General features: G+C 43.6%; 17 protein-coding genes. 15 read left to right on the forward strand and 2 right to left on the reverse strand.

Annotation, left to right across the window (positions count from 1 at the left end; translation table 11 throughout):
* Positions 1–585 (forward strand): RloB family protein (locus DW862_RS23855; protein WP_133304343.1); only part of this gene is annotated, 585 nt, incomplete at its 5' end.
* Positions 586–700: 115 nt separating this feature from the next.
* Here the strand turns inward: DW862_RS23855 and DW862_RS23860 are convergent.
* Entirely contained in the window at positions 701–2683 is a 1983-nt protein-coding gene (locus DW862_RS23860; protein ID WP_120070930.1) for an alpha-L-arabinofuranosidase C-terminal domain-containing protein, read from the reverse strand.
* Between the two features lie 377 nt (positions 2684–3060).
* Between DW862_RS23860 and DW862_RS23865 the strand changes: the two genes are divergently transcribed.
* From DW862_RS23865 to DW862_RS23930, 14 genes are all read left to right on the forward strand, one after another.
* Positions 3061–4200 carry an aldose epimerase family protein gene (locus DW862_RS23865; protein ID WP_004309169.1) on the forward strand — a complete coding sequence of 380 codons (1140 nt, stop codon included), beginning with the start codon at positions 3061–3063 and terminating at the stop codon, positions 4198–4200.
* 25 nt (positions 4201–4225) lie between these two features.
* Positions 4226–5920, forward strand: a complete 1695-nt coding sequence (locus tag DW862_RS23870; protein ID WP_004314122.1) for a sodium:solute symporter — start codon at positions 4226–4228, stop codon at positions 5918–5920.
* A gap of 133 nt (positions 5921–6053) precedes the next feature.
* Positions 6054–6770: an NUDIX domain-containing protein gene (locus DW862_RS23875; protein WP_008770909.1), complete on the forward strand. Its 717-nt coding sequence runs from the start codon at positions 6054–6056 to the stop codon at positions 6768–6770.
* A 5-nt stretch (positions 6771–6775) separates the two neighbouring features.
* Positions 6776–7459 carry an L-ribulose-5-phosphate 4-epimerase gene (locus tag DW862_RS23880; RefSeq protein WP_004309172.1) on the forward strand — a complete coding sequence of 228 codons (684 nt, stop codon included), beginning with the start codon at positions 6776–6778 and terminating at the stop codon, positions 7457–7459.
* Between the two features lie 41 nt (positions 7460–7500).
* Complete coding sequence (araA, locus tag DW862_RS23885) at positions 7501–9030, forward strand: L-arabinose isomerase (protein ID WP_120070904.1); 1530 nt, start codon at positions 7501–7503, stop codon at positions 9028–9030.
* A 106-nt stretch (positions 9031–9136) separates the two neighbouring features.
* Complete coding sequence (locus DW862_RS23890) at positions 9137–10732, forward strand: xylulokinase (protein ID WP_120070907.1); 1596 nt, start codon at positions 9137–9139, stop codon at positions 10730–10732.
* 141 nt (positions 10733–10873) lie between these two features.
* A complete protein-coding gene (locus DW862_RS23895) occupies positions 10874–13276 on the forward strand; it encodes a glycoside hydrolase family 127 protein (protein ID WP_008021902.1) in 2403 nt (800 codons plus the stop codon).
* A gap of 131 nt (positions 13277–13407) precedes the next feature.
* Positions 13408–14952 (forward strand): alpha-N-arabinofuranosidase, encoded by a 1545-nt coding sequence (locus DW862_RS23900; RefSeq protein WP_120070910.1) that lies wholly within the window; start codon positions 13408–13410, stop codon positions 14950–14952.
* 142 nt (positions 14953–15094) lie between these two features.
* Entirely contained in the window at positions 15095–17104 is a 2010-nt protein-coding gene (locus DW862_RS23905) for a transketolase (RefSeq protein ID WP_022199860.1), read from the forward strand.
* Entirely contained in the window at positions 17104–17538 is a 435-nt protein-coding gene (gene rpiB, locus DW862_RS23910; RefSeq protein WP_004297448.1) for a ribose 5-phosphate isomerase B, read from the forward strand. Before DW862_RS23905 ends, rpiB begins: the two co-directional genes overlap by 1 nt.
* 150 nt (positions 17539–17688) lie before the next feature.
* Positions 17689–18699: a uroporphyrinogen decarboxylase family protein gene (locus DW862_RS23915; protein ID WP_120070913.1), complete on the forward strand. Its 1011-nt coding sequence runs from the start codon at positions 17689–17691 to the stop codon at positions 18697–18699.
* The gene (locus tag DW862_RS23920) at positions 18692–19369 is read left to right on the forward strand and encodes a vitamin B12 dependent-methionine synthase activation domain-containing protein (protein WP_120070916.1); all 678 of its coding nucleotides are present in this window, start codon (positions 18692–18694) and stop codon (positions 19367–19369) included. The genes DW862_RS23915 and DW862_RS23920 overlap by 8 nt, the downstream gene beginning before the upstream one ends.
* A 170-nt stretch (positions 19370–19539) precedes the next feature.
* A complete protein-coding gene (locus DW862_RS23925; RefSeq protein WP_120070919.1) occupies positions 19540–20166 on the forward strand; it encodes a hypothetical protein in 627 nt (208 codons plus the stop codon).
* Positions 20163–20990 carry a nucleotidyl transferase AbiEii/AbiGii toxin family protein gene (locus DW862_RS23930; protein WP_009041102.1) on the forward strand — a complete coding sequence of 276 codons (828 nt, stop codon included), beginning with the start codon at positions 20163–20165 and terminating at the stop codon, positions 20988–20990. The genes DW862_RS23925 and DW862_RS23930 overlap by 4 nt, the downstream gene beginning before the upstream one ends.
* 170 nt (positions 20991–21160) lie before the next feature.
* Here the strand turns inward: DW862_RS23930 and DW862_RS23935 are convergent, their stop codons facing one another.
* Positions 21161–22732, reverse strand: coding sequence for a sodium:solute symporter (locus DW862_RS23935; protein WP_120070921.1), 1572 nt, complete (start codon positions 22730–22732; stop codon positions 21161–21163).
* Between the last annotated feature and the right edge of the window lie 38 nt (positions 22733–22770).

Here is a 22770-nt window from a genome sequence, read left to right on the forward strand (position 1 = left end):
TCGGCTGAAAGACAGCCGATAAAATTGGCGTGGCGGAAAATAGTATGGTTACATTTCAAGGCTTTAATAAAAGACCGTTATTCGGATATCCGTGAGGTTACAATTGAAGGTAAGGGACAAGGTACAGTCAGTCTTATCAAAGAAACCATAGCTATTCGTGATAAATCAAATAAAGAGTTTGACAGGGTATGGGCTGTTTTTGATAAGGATGACTTTAATGATTTCAATGACGCCATACAGCTTGCAAAAAAGAATCATATTCTTTGCGCATGGTCTAATGAGTCATTCGAACTTTGGTATTATCTACATTTTCAATATTTGGATACCGGCATATCCCGTTCTCAATACATTGAGAAAATAGAAAGGGAAATACAAAATAGAACAAATGATTCAAACTACCGATATAAAAAGAAATCACCGGAAACTTTCGACATATTACAACGTATAGGAGATGAATCATTAGCTATCAAACACGCTCAACGCTTAAGAGAATCATTTTCGGGAACAGATTATGCGGCTCACAAGCCTTGTACTACTGTATATGAGCTAGTAGAAGAACTAACTCATCCTGAAAAGTTATTATGATCATAACATAACTATACATCAAGAAGGGCGGCTTCCGTGATGGGAGCCGCCCTTACTTTTTACAATTAACAAAAATCTAGAACCTATTGGTCTAATAACATCTAATTAGTTCTACTTATTTCTTCGTGAACTTATATACCGCGAACGTAGTGGGTTCCAGTTCGGTAGTAAACACGTTGCCTTCAATAGATACCGGAGTTTCCTGCGGAACGATGGCAAAAGGTTGCTCAAGTGTATTATCCTTATCCAAATCAATCGAACGAAGTTTGATACAACGGCCATTAGACAATACATCTTGTTTTTTTAATCCTTCAAAATTCAAGGTAATTGGCTGTATTGTGGCGGAAGTATTGGCAACCTTTACAATCAGTTCATTCTTATCCTTATCGAAAACAGCACTGGCAAAGAGTCCGTTCTGTCCTTCGGCTCCCGTTACATTTTTCTTGTTCATGGTAAGGGGAAGTACATTTGTTCCTTTGTTTTGTGCATACAGTTGTTGTACATAATAGCTAGTGGTACGCACAGAGTTCAGGTTATCGAACCAAATCATATCAGGACGCCATTGCCATCCTTCCACATGAGCGAAAAGCGGAGCATAGGTAGCCATGTGAACGATGTCAGCATTACGTTCCAATCCGGTCATGAAAGCAGCTTCGAGCAAAGCAGCATGATAATGGTTCCATTTCTTTCCTTTTCCATGGCAGGCATATTCGCCGGCAAAGACTTTCGGACCTTTACGATCGTAGTTATCATAGCGGGCACCTTGTGCCAGGAACCAACTTTCGGGACGATAAAAATGTTCGTCCACCAAATCGGCTTTCAGACGTTTCATTTCAGGCCACAAGTAATCAAATTCTTTTCCTTCGGAATTCGGACCGGAGCTACCTACTATTTTAATTTCCGGGTGAGCTTTACGAATGGCTTTGATAAACGGTTCGAGACGTTCGGGATATTCTTTTCCCCATTGTTCGTTACCGATACCGACAAACTTCAGGTTAAACGGTGCAGGATGTCCCATATCGGCACGTACCTTTCCCCATTTGGTATTCACGTCTCCATTAGCAAACTCAATCAGATCGAGTGCATCCTGAATATAGTTATCCAAATCACAAACGGCTACGTGAGCTTTCGGATCATTATTCTGATATTGGCAGGAAAGTCCGCAATTCAGAATCGGCAGAGGTGCCGCACCCATTTCTTCAGACAGCAGGAAATATTCGTAGAATCCCAATCCATAGCTTTGATAATAATCAGGGAAGAATCGGTGAGTAAAAGTATACTGCCAACGATTTTCATTTAAGGGACGGTTCTCTACCGGGCCAACTGATTTTTTCCAGTCGTAACGAGTCTCCAGGTCGGTACCTTCTACAATGCAACCACCGGGAAAGCGAAAGACTCCGGGATGAATATCCGCCAATGCTTGTGCCAAATCTTTACGAAGACCATTTTCGTGTCCCTTCCAAGTATCAACCGGGAAAAGAGAGACGTGCTCCAAATCTACTGTTCCTTTGGAAGTAAGGAAAATACGAAGTACGGATTTCGGATGAGTACTGCCGGGCTTCAAGATTATCTGGTATTTTTTCCAGTCCTTAGAATCAATCGTAAGATTCCCTGCGACAAGCGCCTGACGTTCGCCCATTGATTGGGTATCTACAAGTTCGATTCTCAATGTTTCTTTCGTACTTCCTTGCGGCAAACGCGCCCAAACGGAGAAGCGATACTCCTCCCCCTTCTTGACACCGATACCAAAGAAACCTTCGTTATCCAATCCGGTATGTTTATGTGCATGTCCGGGGTTAGAAAGGCGCACGTAATGCGGATTGCGTTCAAAAGGGCCATCATTCATTAAGGATACTTTTCCATACATTTTCCATCCCATCAGGTGTTGTGGAAATTCAAAGGAACGATTCTTCACCAGTTCGGCATAAAGTCCGCCGTCGGCAGCATAGTTGATGTCCTCAAAAAAGAGTCCGTACATAGTAGGTTGGATTTCTGCACCCAGCTTCTTCGTCTGTATCACCAACTCATTAGTTTGCGCATGAAGCGCAAGGTTAGTAGACAAGGCTACTACTGCCAATAAATTTGCGTATCTTCTCATGGTTCTCAATAAAAAATTATATATAGTTAAAATGCAAAGATAATCAGATTCTCTATTTTCCCTGTACCCGATTTTATCATTAACAGGTGTATATCGGTCAAAAAGGATCAAATTCCATTCATTTGCACAATTTTCCATCCGTATCTGATATTTATAATACGAAACCAGATCAAAAAACACCTATTAACCCGCTCTATTATATGAAAAATAAACGGATGGAAAGCGTACATTTATATATATAATAAGGTGTATGGGAAATCATAAAATATACCGTTTATGCTGCATAACATACAAGAGTGTATTTGATACACCAAACAAAAGTGTTACTTTTACACCCAAAATAAGATAAATATCTCATTTACATTAAAAATAAAACCATGAAAAAACATTTTCTACTTGCAGGATTTGCCGCGCTGATGCTGGTTGCGTGCAATAACAAGCCGGCTTCCGAGCTGACCTTGTCCGGTCTTGATCCGGTAAAATTTCAAACAGAAGTGAACAATGCCAAAACAGCTCTTTACACCTTAAAGAACAAGGCAGGCATGGAAGTATGCATCACTAACTTCGGAGGACGTATCGTGTCTGTCATGGTACCCGACAAGAACGGTAAGATGCAAGATGTAGTTTTAGGTTTTGACAGCATTGCTGACTATATTAATGTACCCAGCGACTTCGGTGCTTCTATCGGACGCTATGCAAACCGTATCAACCAAGGACGTTTCGCATTGGACGGTGACACGATCCAACTGCCGCAAAACAATTTCGGCCACTGCCTGCACGGAGGTCCGAAAGGTTGGCAATACAAAGTTTATGAAGCTAATCTGATTGATCCGACAACGCTGGAACTGACACTTGTCTCACCGGACGGAGACGAAAACTTCCCGGGTAATGTGACAGCTAAAGTGACTTACAAACTGACTGAAGACAACGCTATCGACATCAAATATAGCGCAACTACCGATAAAAAGACGATCATCAATATGACCAACCACTCTTACTTCAACCTGGCTGGTGATCCGTCAAAAGCTTCAACCGACAATATATTGTATGTGAACGCAGACTACTATACCCCAGTAGACAGCACCTTTATGACTACAGGCGAAATCGCTCCGGTGAAAGACACTCCGATGGACTTCACCACTCCGAAAGCTGTAGGCAAAGAGATCGACAACTACGATTTCGTTCAACTGAAGAACGGAAAAGGATATGACCACAACTGGGTACTCAACACAAAGGGAGATCTTTCGCAAGTTGCTGCAAAACTCACCTCACCTGAAAGCGGTATTACTCTGGAAGTATATACCAACGAACCGGGTGTACAGGTTTACACAGGAAACTTCCTCGACGGAACCGTAACCGGAAAGAAAGGCATCGTTTACAACCAACGTGCTTCTGTGTGTCTGGAGACACAACATTATCCTGACAGTCCTAACAAGGCAGACTGGCCTTCTGTTGTACTGGAACCGGGACAAACTTATAATAGTGAATGTATTTTCAAATTTTCTGTAGAGAAATAATATTAACTCATAAATCATATTTATTGTGGAAGCATTAGATTGGCTAGTAATCGGAGTCTTTTTTCTGGCTCTGATCGGTATTATTGTTTGGGTAGTCAGACAAAAACAAAATGACTCGGCAGATTATTTCTTGGGCGGACGCGACGCAACATGGCTTGCGATCGGTGCCTCTATTTTCGCATCCAACATCGGTTCGGAACACTTGATCGGACTGGCAGGAGCCGGTGCATCCAGTGGTATGGCTATGGCACACTGGGAAATTCAGGGATGGATGATCTTGATTCTGGGATGGGTGTTTGTACCCTTCTACACACGAAGCATGGTATATACAATGCCGGAATTTCTGGAACGCCGCTATAATCCTCAATCACGTACCATCCTGTCGGTCATCTCTTTGGTAAGTTATGTGTTAACCAAAGTAGCTGTGACTGTATATGCCGGTGGTCTTGTATTCCAACAAGTATTCGGTATCAAAGAGCTTTGGGGAATTGATTTCTTCTGGATTGCAGCTATCGGTCTGGTAGTGTTAACTGCACTTTATACGATCTTCGGTGGTATGAAATCAGTTCTTTACACTTCTGTTCTTCAAACCCCTATCCTACTGCTAGGATCATTAATAATTCTGGTACTCGGCTTCAAAGAATTAGGTGGATGGGACGAAATGATGAGAGTCTGTGGGGCTGTTACCGTAAATGATTACGGTGATACAATGACTAACCTGATCCGTAGCAATGATGATGCAAACTTCCCTTGGTTGGGCGCTTTGATCGGTTCGGCTATTATCGGTTTCTGGTACTGGTGTACCGACCAGTTCATCGTTCAACGTGTACTTTCAGGTAAAAATGAAATGGAAGCTCGTCGTGGTACTATTTTCGGTGCTTATCTGAAATTGTTGCCTGTATTCCTTTTCTTGATTCCTGGTATGATCGCATTTGCATTACATCAAAAATATATCGGTGCCGGTGGCGAAGGTTTCTTGCCGATGCTGGCCAACGGAACAGCAAATGCTGATGCCGCTTTCCCGACATTAGTAGCCAAATTACTTCCTGCCGGTGTGAAAGGTTTGGTAGTATGTGGTATTCTTGCCGCCTTGATGAGTTCTCTTGCATCTCTGTTTAACTCGTCAGCCATGCTGTTTACTATCGACTTCTACAAACGTTTCAGACCGGAAACTCCGGAGAAGAAACTGGTAGGTATCGGTCAGGTTGCAACGGTTGTAATCGTTATTTTAGGTATTCTCTGGATTCCTATCATGCGTAGTGTAGGCGATGTACTTTATACTTATTTGCAGGACGTTCAATCCGTACTGGCACCAGGTATCGCTGCGGCTTTCTTACTGGGTATCTGTTGGAAACGTACTTCCGCCCAGGGTGGTATGTGGGGATTGATTGCTGGTATGGTAATCGGTTTAACTCGCCTCGGTGCAAAAGTATATTATAGCAATGCAGGTGAAGTAGCAGATTCTACATTCAAATATTTGTTCTATGATATGAATTGGTTATTCTTCTGTGGATGGATGTTCTTGTTCTGCATTATTGTAGTAATCGTAGTCAGCCTGGCAACCAAAGCTCCGACTGCAGAAAAGATTCAGGGACTGGTATTCGGTACGGCTACCAAAGAACAAAAAGCTGCTACACGTGCTAGCTGGAATCACTGGGATATTATTCATACTGTAATTATCCTGGCTATTACAGGTGCTTTCTACTGGTATTTCTGGTAAAAAATAAGCCCTTCCTTCAATCTTCTCTTTGGGAAAGGTTGAAGGAAGCTAAAAATAGTCTTGCCAACGGAAAGACTGGTTTATTATAACTAAAATCACAATCTAAATGGATAAAGATAATTCACAAGAGTCAATGATAAGCTCAAACTCCCTCTCTTTTGGAAAGAACCGGGGGGAGGCTTATTATAGCTCGAATCCCACCTTTTATGTCGGCATCGACTGTATCATCTTTGGTTTCAACGAAGGGGAAATCAGCTTGCTATTGTTGAAGAGAAACTTCGAGCCGGCAATGGGTGAATGGTCACTGATGGGAGGATTTGTGCAAAACAATGAAAGTGTGGATGATGCCGCCAAACGTGTATTGCATGAGCTTACCGGACTGGAAAACGTTTACATGGAACAGGTAGGAACTTTCGGAGCAATCGACCGCGATCCGGGTGAACGGGTTATCTCCGTGGCTTACTATGCATTGATTAACATCAATGAGTATGACCGAAAACTGGTTCAGAAGCACAATGCTTACTGGGTGAATATGAACGAACTTCCCCCGCTTATCTTCGACCATCCTGAAATGGTAGAAAAAGCACGGGAACTGATGAAACAGAAAGCATCCGTAGAACCTATCGGATTCAATCTGCTTCCGAAACTCTTTACATTATCCCAATTACAAAGTTTATATGAGGCCATTTACGGTGAAACAATGGATAAACGGAACTTCCGTAAAAGAGTGGCTGAAATGGATTATATAGAAAAGACTGATAAAATTGATAAACTGGGTTCCAAACGGGGCGCTGCCTTGTATAAGTTCAACGGCAAGGCTTACCGCAAAGACCCGAAATTTAAAATATAATCATTATGCTGGAAGAACTAAAAGAAAAAGTATTTCATGCCAATCTTGAATTGGTAAAGCATGGATTAGTCATCTTTACCTGGGGCAATGTCTCTGCTATCGACCGTGAAAGCGGATTGGTAGTAATCAAACCCAGTGGTGTAAGTTATGATGATATGAAAGCCGAAGATATGGTAGTAGTGGATTTGGATGGCAAGGTCGTTGAAGGACGACTGAAGCCATCCTCGGATACTCCTACTCACGTAGTACTTTACAAAGCATTTCCGGAGATTGGCGGAGTGGTACACACCCACTCTACTTATGCGACTGCCTGGGCACAGGCGGGATGCGACATTCCGAACATCGGAACGACTCACGCGGATTATTTCCATGACGCCATTCCCTGCACGGCAGATATGACGGAAGCGGAAGTGAAAGGCGCTTACGAACTGGAAACCGGTAATGTGATAGTGAAACGTTTTGAAGGATTGAATCCTGTACATACACCGGGAGTATTGGTGAAGAATCACGGTCCTTTCTCTTGGGGAAAAGATGCGCACGATGCTGTACACAACGCCGTGGTAATGGAACAGGTAGCCAAAATGGCAAGTATCGCTTATGCGGTAAACCCGAATTTAACAATGAACCCATTGCTGGTAGAAAAACATTTCAGCCGCAAGCATGGTCCGAATGCTTATTATGGACAGTAACAATTAAAAAAACAAATATTAAAAATTAAAGCAATAACATTATGAATAACGTATTTGATCAATATGAAGTATGGTTCGTAACAGGAGCACAGCTTCTGTACGGAGGTGACGCAGTAATCGCAGTAGACGCACATTCTAATGAAATGGTAAACGGACTGAATGAATCCGGTAAACTCCCTGTCAAGGTGGTATACAAAGGTACTGCCAACTCTTCTAAAGAAGTGGAAACTGTATTCAAAGCAGCCAATAACGATGAAAAATGTATCGGTGTAATCACTTGGATGCATACTTTCTCTCCTGCTAAGATGTGGATTCATGGTCTGCAACAGTTGAAGAAACCATTGTTACACCTGCACACACAGTTCAACAAGGAAATTCCTTGGGATACAATGGACATGGACTTCATGAACCTGAACCAGTCAGCTCACGGTGACCGCGAATTCGGACATATCTGTACCCGTATGCGCATCCGTCGTAAAGTAGTGGTAGGTTACTGGAAAGAGGAAGACACTTTGCACAAGATCGCTGTCTGGATGCGTGTTTGTGCCGGTTGGGCAGACTCACAAGATATGCTGATTATCCGTTTCGGCGACCAGATGAACAATGTAGCTGTAACCGACGGTGATAAAGTGGAAGCTGAACAACGTATGGGTTACCATGTAGATTATTGCCCGGTAAGCGAATTGATGGAATACCACAAAGAAATCAAGAATGAAGATGTAGATACGTTGGTAGCTACCTACTTCAAAGAATACGACCACGATGCTTCTTTGGAAGACAAATCGACTGAAGCTTATCAAAAAGTATGGAATGCCGCTAAAGCAGAACTTGCCATGCGTGCTATCCTGAAAGCTAAAGGTGCTAAAGGATTTACGACCAACTTCGACGATTTGGGCGACATCGAATACAATGGTTTCGATCAGATCCCGGGGCTTGCTTCACAACGTCTGATGGCGGAAGGTTACGGATTCGGCGCTGAAGGAGACTGGAAATCGGCTGCTCTTTACCGTACGGTATGGGTAATGAATCAGGGACTTCCCAAAGGTTGTTCATTCTTGGAAGACTATACACTGAACTTCGACGGTGCCAACAGCTCTATCCTGCAGTCACACATGTTGGAAATCTGCCCGCTTATCGCAGCCAACAAACCTCGCCTGGAAGTACACTTCCTCGGTATAGGTATCCGCAAAAGCCAGACAGCAAGATTGGTATTTACTTCAAAGACAGGCGCAGGATGCACTGCTACAGTAGTAGATATGGGTAACCGCTTCCGTCTGATTGTGAACGATGTGGAATGTATCGAACCGAAACCGCTGCCTAAGTTGCCGGTTGCTTCTGCTCTCTGGATTCCGATGCCTAACCTCGAAGTAGGTGCAGGTGCATGGATCCTGGCTGGTGGAACTCACCACTCTTGCTTCTCTTACGACCTGACAGCAGAATATTGGGAAGATTATGCTGAAATCGCAGGTATCGAAATGGTACATATCAACAAGGATACTACGATCAGCTGCTTCAAGAAAGAACTGCGCATGAACGAAGTGTATTACATGTTGAATAAAGCGCTTTGCTAAAAAGCCGATCTCTCAAGTTTCGCAAGAGCTTAATCCAATTATTAAGTACCTGCGAAACTTGATTTTTTCTATCATTATCGTTATACCTTAAAATATTGATTTCAACATGAAATTAGATGCAAAATCAACCATCGAAGCAGGCAAAGCCATTCTTGGTATAGAACTGGGGTCAACACGAATTAAAGCAGTTTTGATTGACCAAGAAAACAAGCCTATTGCTCAAGGTAGCCACACTTGGGAAAACCAGTTAGTTGACGGACTTTGGACTTATAATATTGAAGCTATCTGGTCGGGACTGCAAGATTGCTATGCTGACCTTCGCGCTAACGTAAAGAACTTATATGGCATAGAGATTGAGACGCTGGCTGCTATCGGTGTCAGCGCCATGATGCATGGTTATATGCCGTTCAATAAAAAAGAAGAAATCCTCGTGCCTTTCCGCACTTGGAGAAATACGAATACAGGTCGGGCAGCAGCAGCCTTATCAGAACTGTTTGTCTACAACATTCCGCTGCGATGGAGCATTTCTCATTTGTACCAGGCTATCCTGGACAATGAAGCACATGTGAATGACATTGATTTCCTGACTACTCTGGCAGGTTATGTGCATTGGCAGATAACTGGCGAAAAGGTATTGGGTATCGGTGACGCATCGGGTATGCTCCCTATCGATCCGACAACCCACAACTATTCGGCTGAAATGGTGGCTAAGTTCGATAAATTGATTGCTCCGAAAGAATATAGCTGGAAACTGGAAGATATTCTGCCTAAAGTATTGTCGGCAGGTGAAAATGCTGGTGTCCTTACTCCGGAAGGAAGTAAAAAGCTCGATGTATCGGGTCATTTGAAGGCAGGAATACCGGTTTGTCCGCCGGAAGGAGACGCAGGTACCGGAATGGTGGCAACCAATGCAGTCAAACAACGCACCGGAAATGTATCGGCAGGTACTTCTTCATTCTCTATGATCGTATTGGAGAAAGATTTGTCGAAGCCATACGAAATGATTGACATGGTGACCACTCCTGACGGAAGTCTGGTAGCCATGGTGCATTGCAACAACTGTACTTCTGATCTCAACGCATGGGTCAACCTGTTCAAGGAATATCAGGAGCTTCTGGGCATACCTGTAAATATGGATGAAATCTATAGCAAACTTTACAATATTGCGCTCACCGGTGATACCGATTGCGGAGGTTTGCTTTCATACAATTATATTTCAGGCGAACCTGTAACTGGATTTGCTGACGGAAGACCGTTGTTTGTACGTTCGGCAAATGACAAATTCAACCTGGCAAACTTTATGCGGACTCACCTGTATGCTTCAGTAGGAGTACTCAAGATTGGCAACGATATCCTGTTCAACGAAGAAAAAATCAAAGTGGACAGAATTACTGGTCACGGAGGATTATTCAGAACCAAAGGAGTAGGTCAAAGAATACTTGCTGCAGCTATCAACTCGCCTATTTCTGTGATGGAAACAGCCGGCGAAGGTGGTGCCTGGGGTATTGCCCTGTTAGGTTCTTACCTCGTGAACAATGAAAAGAAACAATCTCTTGCCGATTTTCTGGATGAAAGTGTATTTGTCGGTGACGCGGGTATCGAGGTATCACCTACGCCCGAAGATGTAGCCGGCTTCAATACATACATCGAAAACTATAAGGCAGGATTGCCTATCGAAGAGGCAGCAGTCAAATTTAAATAATTGACAGTCGGCAATCCATTGTTGTTCATCAAAGATTGTCGATAAATCGCTGTTTATCAAGAGTCAATTCTAACTAAGTACAAACATTAATTATCTCCACCCCTCTCCTCTTTTGGAGAGGGAGATGGGGAGACTATTATCATGAAAACCACCTCGTTCATACTTGCACTTGTGCTGTCCATCTCACTGGGCAAAGCTCAAAACGCCCCACAAGTGTCTTACTTCCCTTTACAGAATGTGAAACTATTGGATAGTCCGTTTCTGCAAGCTCAACAGACTGATTTACATTACATACTTGCATTAGACCCCGACCGTCTGCTCGCTCCTTTTCTCCGCGAAGCAGGGTTACAGCCTAAAGCCCCCAGCTACACCAATTGGGAAAATACCGGATTGGACGGACATATCGGCGGACATTATTTATCCGCACTTTCCATGATGTATGCCGCCACCGGAGATACCGCAGTCTATAATCGCCTCAACTACATGCTGAATGAGTTGAACCGGGCACAACAAACTGTCGGCACAGGATTCATCGGAGGAACTCCGGGAAGCCTTCAACTTTGGAAAGATATAAAAGCAGGAAAGATCCGTGCCGGAGGTTTCGACCTTAACGGCAAATGGGTGCCTCTATACAACATACATAAGACTTACGCCGGATTGCGGGATGCATATCTCTATGCAGGAAGCGACCTTGCACGCCAAATGCTTATCGCTTTTACAGATTGGATGATCGATATCACTTCCGGCTTGAGCGACGAACAAATGCAGGATATGCTTCGTAGCGAACATGGCGGATTAAACGAAACGTTCGCTGACGTGGCCGAAATCACAGGCGACAAGAAGTATCTGGAACTGGCACGCCGTTTCTCTCACAAGCTTATCTTAGACCCGCTTATCAAAGAGGAAGACAAATTGACGGGGATGCACGCCAACACACAGATTCCGAAAGTGATCGGCTACAAGCGAATAGCCGAACTTTCACAAGACGACAAGAATTGGAATCATGCTGCAGAATGGGATCATGCCGCCCGTTTTTTCTGGAACACGGTAGTCAATCACCGTTCTGTCTGCATCGGAGGAAATAGCGTCCGCGAACATTTCCATCCGTCGGATAACTTCACGTCCATGCTGAACGACGTTCAAGGACCGGAGACCTGTAATACTTACAACATGCTCCGTCTTACCAAAATGCTTTATCAGAATTCTCACAATCCGAATCAAACAAACGAACCTGATCCCAACTACGTAAACTATTACGAACGTGCGCTTTACAATCATATTCTAGCGTCACAAGAGCCGGATAAAGGTGGATTTGTCTACTTCACTCCTATGCGTCCGGGACACTATCGTGTGTACTCACAACCGGAAACATCAATGTGGTGCTGTGTAGGTTCAGGCTTGGAGAATCATACCAAATACGGTGAATTTATCTATGCGTATCGGAAAGACACTCTTTATGTCAATCTCTTCATTCCTTCACAACTGACCTGGAAAGAGCAAGGCATTACTTTGACACAGGAAACCTGTTTCCCTGATGACGGCAAGGTAACTTTGCGAATAGATGAAGCGCCTAAGAAAAAACATACTTTAATGATACGTATTCCGGAATGGGCGAACCAATCCAAAGGATATAGCGTCAGCATCAATGGAAAAAGAAAAATGTTCATTATGGCAAAAGGTAACCAATATCTTCCTCTCTCCCGCAAATGGAAAAAAGGAGATGTCGTTACTTTCCACTTGCCTATGAAAGTCAGCGTGGAACAGATTCCCGACAAGAAAGATTATTATGCTTTCTTATATGGTCCGATCGTTCTTGCAGCTTCCACAGGCACAGAACATCTTGACGGTTTATATGCCGATGACAGCCGTGGCGGACATATCGCTCATGGCAAACAAATTCCTTTGCAAGAAGTCCCGATGCTGATAGGAAATCCAGATTCAATCTGCAAATCTCTTCAGAAAGAACAGAATAGCCGGATTACTTTCAACTATAACGGAGAGGTTTATCCTGCACAAGGCAAAGCATTGGAACTCGTCCCGTTCTTCCGCCTGCATAATTCCCGTTATGCCGTTTATTTCCGGCAGGCAAGCGAAGAGCAGTTTAAAGCGATTCAGGAAGAGATGGCAACGGCTGAACGAAAAGCAACGGAATTAGCTAATCAAACCATTGACCTGATCTTCCCTGGCGAACAGCAGCCGGAGTCTGATCATGGCATCCAGTATGAGCAGGCAGAAACAGGGACGAATAAAGACCGGCATTTCCGACGTGCTAAAGGTTGGTTCGGCTATCAGTTGAAAGTGAAAGAAGAAGCAAGCCGCCTCCTGATTACGGTACGGAAAGATGACCGCAATAAAGTGGCTATTCTTTTGAATAACGAAAAGTTGGCTGTTCATCCAACTGTCAGTGAAGCGGATAAAGACGGTTTCATAACCCTTTCATACGTTTTGCCTCAAAAATTGAATACGGGTAGTTGTCCGATACGTTTTATCCCTGACGGGACAGAATGGACCTCTGCCGTCTATGAAGTTCGTTTACTAAAATAGAAGTCACCACAGATTACACGGATTAACACAGATTATTTATGGGTTATAACATGATAGTAGTCAGAATAAAATCAATCTGTGATAATCTGCGTAATCTGTGGTAAAAAATAATCATTAAACAAATACCATTTATGAAAGCAAAACTATTAGTCAGCACGGCTTTTCTGGCAGCATCCGTATCTCTTTCTGCACAAAAGAGTGCTACCATAACCGTACATGCCGACCAAGGCAAAGAAATCATACCGAAGGAAATTTACGGCCAGTTTGCCGAACACCTGGGTTCATGTATCTACGGCGGTCTTTGGGTAGGCGAAAACTCGGATATTCCTAATATCAAGGGATATCGCACAGACGTATTCAATGCACTGAAAGACTTGTCCGTTCCCGTTCTTCGCTGGCCGGGCGGATGCTTTGCCGATGAATACCACTGGATGGACGGCATTGGTCCGAAAGAGAACCGTCCGAAGATGGTGAACAACAACTGGGGCGGAACCATTGAAGACAACAGTTTCGGAACGCACGAGTTTTTGAATCTTTGCGAAATGCTGGGTTGCGAACCATACGTGAGTGGAAATGTAGGTAGCGGCACAGTGGAAGAGCTTGCCAAATGGGTGGAATATATGACTTCTGACGGAGACTCGCCTATGGCCAACCTTCGCCGTAAGAATGGTCGCGACAAAGCATGGAAATTGAAATATCTCGGCGTAGGAAATGAAAGCTGGGGGTGCGGTGGCAGCATGCGTCCGGAATATTACGCAGACTTATATCGTCGTTATTCTACTTATTGCCGCAATTATGACGGCAACCGTCTGTTCAAGATTGCCAGTGGCGCAAGTGACTATGATTACAAATGGACAGATGTATTGATGAATCGTGTAGGACACCGGATGGACGGTCTTTCTCTACACTATTATACCGTAACCGGATGGAGTGGCAGCAAAGGATCAGCCACTCAATTCAACAAGGATGATTATTACTGGACGATGGGCAAATGTCTGGAAGTGGAAGATGTACTCAAGAAACATTGTACCATCATGGACAAATATGACAAGGACAAGAAAATCGCTCTCTTACTGGACGAATGGGGAACCTGGTGGGATGAAGAACCGGGAACCATCAAAGGACATCTGTATCAGCAGAACACGTTGCGTGATGCTTTCGTGGCTTCTTTAAGTCTTGATGTATTCCACAAATATACAGACCGCCTGAAAATGGCAAATATCGCGCAGATTGTCAATGTACTTCAATCGATGATCCTGACGAAAGACAAAGAAATGGTATTGACGCCTACTTATTATGTCTTCAAGATGTATAAAGTACACCAGGATGCCACTTATCTTCCTATCGACCTGACCTGCGAAAAGATAAGTGTACGTGATAATCGCACTGTACCGATGGTGAGCGCCACAGCTTCCAAAAATAAAGATGGGGTGATCCATATTTCTCTTTCCAATGTAGATGCTGATGAAGCGCAGGAAATCACCATCAATCTGGGTGATACGAAAGCCAAGAAAGCTATCGGAGAGATTCTGACCGCTTCCAAACTGACCGATTACAATTCTTTTGAAAAACCTAATATTGTAAAACCGGCACCTTTCAAAGAGGTAAAAATCAATAAAGGTACAATGAAGGTAAAACTTCCTGCTAAGTCCATTGTTACTTTAGAGTTACAGTAATTTTAGAGTAATTACTTATTGTATCACAAACAAGAAGACCGTAAAATTGTCGATAAAAAAGATAGCTCTTTTGGATTGTTAAATCCACATAAAGAGTTATCTTTGCGAACAATCTGACAGAAATCAATTAAATTTTAATGATATGAACGATAACAAACTTATGAATCGTGCAGCGGATAACATCCGTATTCTTGCTGCTTCAATGGTTGAGAAAGCCAATTCCGGTCACCCGGGTGGCGCCATGGGTGGTGCTGATTTTGTAAATGTACTCTTCTCTGAGTTTCTAGTATACGATCCTGAAAATCCCCGTTGGGAAGGACGTGACCGCTTCTTCCTCGACCCGGGCCACATGTCTCCGATGCTTTATTCTACGTTGGCATTGACAGGAAAATTCACGCTGGACGAGCTGAAAGAATTCCGTCAATGGGGAAGCCCTACTCCGGGACATCCTGAAGTGGACATCATGCGTGGCATCGAAAACACTTCCGGTCCGCTGGGACAAGGACACACTTTTGCAGTAGGTGCTGCTATCGCTGCCAAATTCTTGAAAGCCCGTTTCGACGAGGTGATGAATCAGACTATTTACGCTTACATCTCTGACGGTGGTATTCAGGAAGAAATCTCTCAAGGTTCCGGACGTATTGCCGGTGCACTGGGACTGGACAACCTGATTATGTTCTATGACTCCAACGATATTCAGCTTTCTACAGAAACGAAAGACGTAACCGTTGAAGATACTGCCATGAAATATGAAGCATGGGGATGGAACGTACTTAATATCAACGGTAATGATCCTGACGAAATCCGTGCGGCAATCAAAGAAGCACAGGCTGAAAAAGAACGCCCGACGCTGATTATCGGTAAAACCGTAATGGGTAAAGGTGCACGCAAGGCAGACGGCAGCAGCTATGAAGCTAACTGCGCTACACACGGTGCTCCTCTCGGTGGCGACGCTTATGTAAATACAATCAAGAATCTGGGTGGTGATCCTACTAACCCGTTCGTTATATTCCCGGAAGTAGCCGAACTGTATGCAAAAAGAGCAGAAGAGCTGAAGAAAATTGTAGCTGAAAAATATGCAAAGAAAGCTGCATGGGCGAAAGCAAACCCGGAACTGGCTGCAAAACTGGAACTCTTCTTCTCGGGCAAAGCTCCGAAAGTGGACTGGGCTGCTATCGAACAGAAAGCAGGTAGCGCTACTCGTGCTGCATCTGCAACCGTATTGGGCGCACTTGCTACACAGGTAGAAAACATGATCGTTGCTTCGGCCGACCTTTCTAATTCAGACAAGACTGACGGTTTCCTGAAAAAGACTCATTCTTTCAAGAAAGGTGATTTCAGCGGAGCATTCTTCCAGGCAGGTGTATCTGAACTGTCAATGGCTTGTATCTGTATCGGTATGTCTCTCCACGGTGGTGTGATCGCAGCTTGCGGTACATTCTTCGTATTCTCCGATTACATGAAACCTGCCGTACGTATGGCTGCTTTGATGGAACAACCAGTGAAATTCATCTGGACACACGACGCATTCCGCGTAGGTGAAGACGGTCCTACTCACGAACCGGTAGAACAGGAAGCTCAAATCCGCCTGATGGAAAAACTGAAAAACCATAAGGGACACAACTCCATGTTGGTACTTCGTCCGGCTGATGCAGAAGAAACAACCATCGCTTGGAAACTTGCTATGGAAAACATGTCTACTCCGACAGGATTGATCTTCTCTCGTCAGAATATTGCCAATTTACCGGCAGGAACAGATTACGAACAGGCAGCCAAGGGTGCTTATATCGTAGCAGGTTCCGACGAAAATCCGGATGTTATCCTGGTAGCTTCAGGTTCTGAAGTAGCTACATTGGTAGCCGGCACAGAGTTGCTTCGCAAAGATGGCGTGAAGGTACGCATTGTATCTGCTCCGTCTGAAGGTCTGTTCCGTAACCAACCGAAAGAATATCAGGAAGCTATCCTTCCGGCAGATGCGAAGATTTTCGGTATGACTGCCGGACTGCCTGTCACTCTTCAAGGTCTGGTAGGTTGCCACGGTAAAGTTTGGGGATTGGAATCTTTCGGTTTCTCTGCTCCTTACACAGTGTTGGATGAGAAACTTGGATTTACTGCCGAGAACGTATATAACCAAGTAAAAGCAATGCTCTAATGAAAACAATCGGATTAGCATGCGACCATGCCGGTTTTGAACTGAAAGAATATGTTCGCGGCTGGCTGGAAGCAAAAGGCTGGGCTTACAAGGATTTCGGAACTAACTCTACCGCAAGCGTAGACTATCCGGATTATGCTCATCCGCTGGCTCTTGCAGTGGAATCGGGAGAATGTTATCCCGGTATCGCTATCTGTGGCAGTGGAAACGGAATCAATATGACGCTGAACAAGCACCAAGGGGTTCGTGCCGCTCTCTGCTGGAATGCAGAAATCGCACACCTGGCTCGTCAGCACAATGACGCTAATGTACTGGTTATGCCGGGACGCTTCATCAGCACTGAAGAAGCGGACATGATTTTGACAGAGTTCTTCTCTACCAAATTTGACGGCGGCCGTCATCAGAACCGTATTGATAAGATTCCGGTAAAATAAAGCTCGAAGATAAATCAAATAGGTGTAAAGCTGTTCTTCTTTTTGAAGGACAGCTTTATTTTTATACCGGTATAAGATTTTATCATATACGAGATTACAAAAGAAGGGCAACTTCGTCTTTATTACAAGACGATATTAAAAACTGAAATTATGGGTAAACTGAATATGAAAGAATGGATCAGCCAAACGATCCAACGTAAGGAAACGATTGCAATTCCGATCATGACACATCCAGGTATCGAATTTATCGGGAAAACGGTGCATGATGCGGTAACAAACGGACAGGTTCATTATGAGGCTATCAAAGCTCTTTGTGACAAGTATCCGGCTGCGGCAGCAACCGTTATCATGGATCTGACGGTAGAAGCGGAAGCTTTCGGGGCAGAGATTATCTTTCCGGAAAATGAGGTGCCCAGTGTGTCCGGCCGTTTACTGGCGGATGAAGCTGCTATTGAAAAGCTGGAAGTTCCGGCGTTGAATAAAGGAAGAATCCCGGAATATCTTAAAGCGAATATGCTGACAGCCAGAAATGTAACAGACCGTCCGGTTTTTGCCGGTTGCATCGGTCCTTATTCGCTGGCCGGACGTTTGTATGATATGTCGGAAATCATGATGCTGATTTATATTAACCCCGATGCAGCCAATACGTTATTAAGAAAATGCAGTGACTTCATCACCCGCTATTGCATGGCATTGAAAGCAACCGGTGTGAACGGTGTAGTCATGGCTGAACCTGCTGCAGGACTGTTATCCAACGAAGATTGCCTGCAATATTCTTCTTTATTCGTGAAGGAAATAATAGAGAAGGTACAGGATGATCACTTTGCCGTAGTACTTCATAATTGCGGAAACACAGGGAATTGCACGCAAGCGATGGTTTATACCGGTGCAGCCGCTTACCACTTCGGGAATAAAATTAAGATGGAGGAAGCGTTGAAAGAGGTTCCGGCCGATGCACTGGCAATGGGAAATCTGGACCCGGTGAGCCTTTTCAAAATGGCAGGTCCGGAGACTATGAAGGAAGCGACTTTGCAACTATTGGAGGCTACCCGTGCATATCCGAACTTCGTATTGTCAAGTGGTTGTGATATTCCGCCACATACGCCTTCTGTTAATATAGACGCATTTTATACCGCATTGGAAGAGTTCAATAATGGTTGAACAGGAACTTACTTACCAGAAACTGCAAATCCCATCGTCCGATATCTACGAGGCGATGGGATATAAAGATTCTATGCCGGATGGAATGGTTATAGAAGAAATAAATACGTTACTTGACCGTATCACTCCCCTTCTTCGTCCCCGTTTTTTCTTTTTCCTCACTGACGGACTGCTTGACACTGAAAAAGCAACACTGACTGTAAAAGATACGGTTCTCTCAATCGGTAAAACCATTGCCCGCCAACTACGGGGTTCGGAAGCCTTTGCCTTTTTTACCGCCACTGCGGGAGTTGAATTTGAGGAGTTTCAACATCTGCTTCAGCAAGAGGACGACATGGTGAAAGTATATATAGCAGACTCATTGGGGAGCATCATTGCAGAAAAGACTGCTGATTGCATGGAAGAGGAGTTGGCTACATTTATCGAAAAGAGAGGTTGGAAGCACACTAACAGATACAGCCCCGGTTATTGCGGATGGCACGTATCGGAACAACAAAAACTATTCTCCTTATTTCCGGTCGCTTCGCCCTGTGGTATTCAGTTGACAGATTCCAGCCTGATGATTCCCATCAAATCTGTAAGTGGTATTATTGGAGTGGGTTCTCATGTCCGTAAGCTAGAATATACTTGCGGGTTGTGTACGTACGAGAATTGTTTTCGCAGAAAATAGTTTCACCACAGAGGACGCAGAGGACACAGAGGAAAAATAGGACGTAAACAAATTATTCTAAATTTGGTTTACATACACTTCTTGCTTTGCCCTTCTAAAAATAGATATAAATTGAACAGAAAAACATATTATATATATTTTATTATTCAGAAAATTACTACCTTTGTAGTATGAACAATGTATTATCAAGATTAGGCAATATACCTGTGACGACGCCCATGCTGGAATCACTTTATCCGCATCTTAAAGGAGGAAATCAGAAAGTCAGGTTACTTGAGAGGGACGGAGAAATCATCCGTCTCAAGAGAGGCTTATATGTATGCAACCCGGAAATAACAGGAAAGGCATTGTCTACGGAATTGATAGCCAATCATCTTTATGCTCCCTCATACGTTTCCCTGTCGTCGGCTCTACGCTATTACGGGCTGATACCTGAAGCAGTATATACCACGCAATCAATGACCCTGAAACATTCCAGAGATTTTGATACTCCGATAGGAAGATTCGAATATATTTATATGCCAAGAGAAACCTTTTCTATTGGCCTGTCAAGTATCAAACAGGATGGATATGCTTTTGTTATAGCTACTCCCGAAAAGGCGTTATGTGATTTGATAGCTAATTCCCCTAATGTGAATCTTCGCTATCTGAAGGACGCGGAAGTTTATTTGGCAGAAGATATCCGGATGGAAATAGAAGATTTCAAGCAGATGAACACAAGCATATTTGAAAAGTATATTGAGATTGGCAAAAAAGCCGAATCGATAAAAACACTACTTAAATTAATGAAAAAATGAAAAATGAGATTTATGATAATATGCTTTCTGCATACGACTTGTCTACTGAGCAAAAGAAGCGTAATGCTATTTTTGAAGTAAACCAACAAGTGATACTTGCCGGTCTTTATAATGGTGGTTTCTTTGGTGTGGCCACCTTCTATGGTGGTACTTGCCTTCGGATTTTCCATGGCCTTCAGCGTTTCAGTGAGGACATGGATTTTTCTCTTTTGATTCCTGATGATAAATTTGATTTCACAAAATATTTTCAACCCATTATAGATGAGTTTGCAATCGTTGGCAGGCTGGTGGATATTAAGAAGAAAGATAAGGCAAGCTTTGGAAAGGTGGAATCTGCCTTTTTAAAAGACAATACCGATGTTTATGATGTCTCTTTTCAGACAGATAAATCCATAAAAATCAAGATAGAGGTTGACACCCACCCTCCTTTGAAGTTTCGGACAGAGCAGAAATTGCTTTTACAACCACATTCCTTTATGACCCGTTGTTTTGTTCTTCCGGATTTATTTGCCGGAAAAATGCACGCACTGGTATATCGTACTTGGAAAAACAGGGTAAAAGGTCGGGACTGGTACGACTTTGAATGGTATATCCGCCACAATGTTCCTCTTGACTTCGTTCATCTAGCCGAACGTGTCCGCCAATTCAACAATAAAGAAATTGATAAAGATTCATTTGTGGCCCAATTGAAAGACAGATTATCCTCGGCAAACATCAATCAGGTAAAGAGTGACGTGCTGCCTTTTGTCAAAAATCCCAAAGAATTGGATATTTGGTCAAATGATTACTTCGTTCAGTTAGCTGATATGATAAAGTTTGAGTAAGATTGCAATAGTTCTCATATCCGTAAGCTGGAATATACTTGCGGGCTGTGTACGTATGAGAATTGTTTTCGCAGAAAATAGTTTCACCACAGAGGACGCAGAGGACACGGAGATTATTATCTAATAACAAAAGACTCTGTGTCCTCTGCGTCCTCCGTGGTGAATAAAAGCTAGTGGCCATTGAAGAAGATGTAAAGCCCGATCATAGTCACAATAAGTAATCCCCATAGGATAAGAACAATTCGTGCAGGTTTGTCCTCTATCTTTTCCATATTCAAGGTTCCCAGTTGCGGAGATTTATCCCACAGGCTGACTACTATCATGCCTATTCCGATGATAACGAATAAGTAGAAGGAAAGCAGCATAAAATGAGGCCATGCATCATATTGTTCTGCCGGAAACACCCATAAATACAAGATTCCTACTCCGATACTGAACACTGTTCCCAATGTCAGAGCCATATTAGCTGCCAGAGTAGTGGTGCGTTTCCAGAACACGCCAAAGAGAAATACGGCTGCCATCGGAGGAGCTATAAATCCCAGTACAGACTGGAAAACATTAAATAGATTCAGTCCCTTGATGCTGTCGATCGCTATGGTTATTATCACAGAGATCAGTGCACCGACTACCGTAACCACTTGTCCCACTCTGATAATCTCTTTCTGCTTGGCCTGCGGTCGGATTTTCTTCACATAGATATCCATCGTGAATACCGTACTTAATGCATTCAAAGCAGAGCCGACAGTACTTACCAATGCTGCCGTCAATACAGCCAATACCAAGCCGACCATTCCTGTCGGGAACAAATGAGTCACCATTGTCATGTAAGCCTCATCGGGATTCTCCAATTGTGGGAATAAAGCGAGGCAGATAATGCCGGGAAGAATGTAAAGAGGTACATCTAATATTTTCAACCATCCGGTAAAGTTGGTTCCCATCTGTCCTTCTTTGAGATTCTTGGCAGCAAGAACCGGTTGCACCATCGACTGATCCGTACACCAAAACCAAACTCCCATAATAGGATAACCCAGGATAATAGGTAGCCAGGGAAAAGCCGGGTCGTCATTCGAACGGAAAAGATTCCAGTAATCCGCCGGAACGGCGTCCACCAGTGCGCCTACACCGCCCACTTTATAGATTCCCATGATAGCCAGTGTGGCTGATACTACAATCAACAGTATCATTTGATATACATTCGTGTAGGCCACAGCTTTCAGTCCGCCGAGCATTGTAAAGAAAGCGGAGATGACAAGTAACAGCAATGCTGATTGCCACATAGGAATATCGAAGACTTGACGGATCAGGACTCCACCGGCAAATAAAGTCAATGCAAGCCATGAAATAAGAATGGTAATAATGGTATACCAGGCAAGGATGTTACGGGTAGATTGTCCGAAACGTTTTCCCATAAATTCGGGCAATGTCGTGATGCGACTACCCAAATATCGGGGAGCAAAGACAAAAGCAAGCAGACATATAAAGACAAATGCATACCAGGCATAATTCCCCGAAACAATACCAGTAGTAAATCCGGCACTTGCGGAAGCTATCAACATGGAAGGTCCGACATTTGTCCCCCACATGGAGAAGCCGATATGATACCATCTCAACGAATTCTCCGCAAGGAAAAGACTACTCCCCTTTTTTCGTTTTGAACTTGCCCATATACCAATAGCTATCAAAATAAGGAAGTAGGCAATCAGAATACTCCAATCTAATGTCTCTAAGAATTTCACATGCATAATTCAAGTATTAAATAAGTAACGTAAGTTTAAATCTA

It is taken from the genome of Bacteroides sp. AM37-9 (assembly GCF_003603455.1).
GTDB classification, from domain to species: Bacteria; Bacteroidota; Bacteroidia; order Bacteroidales; family Bacteroidaceae; genus Bacteroides; species Bacteroides xylanisolvens.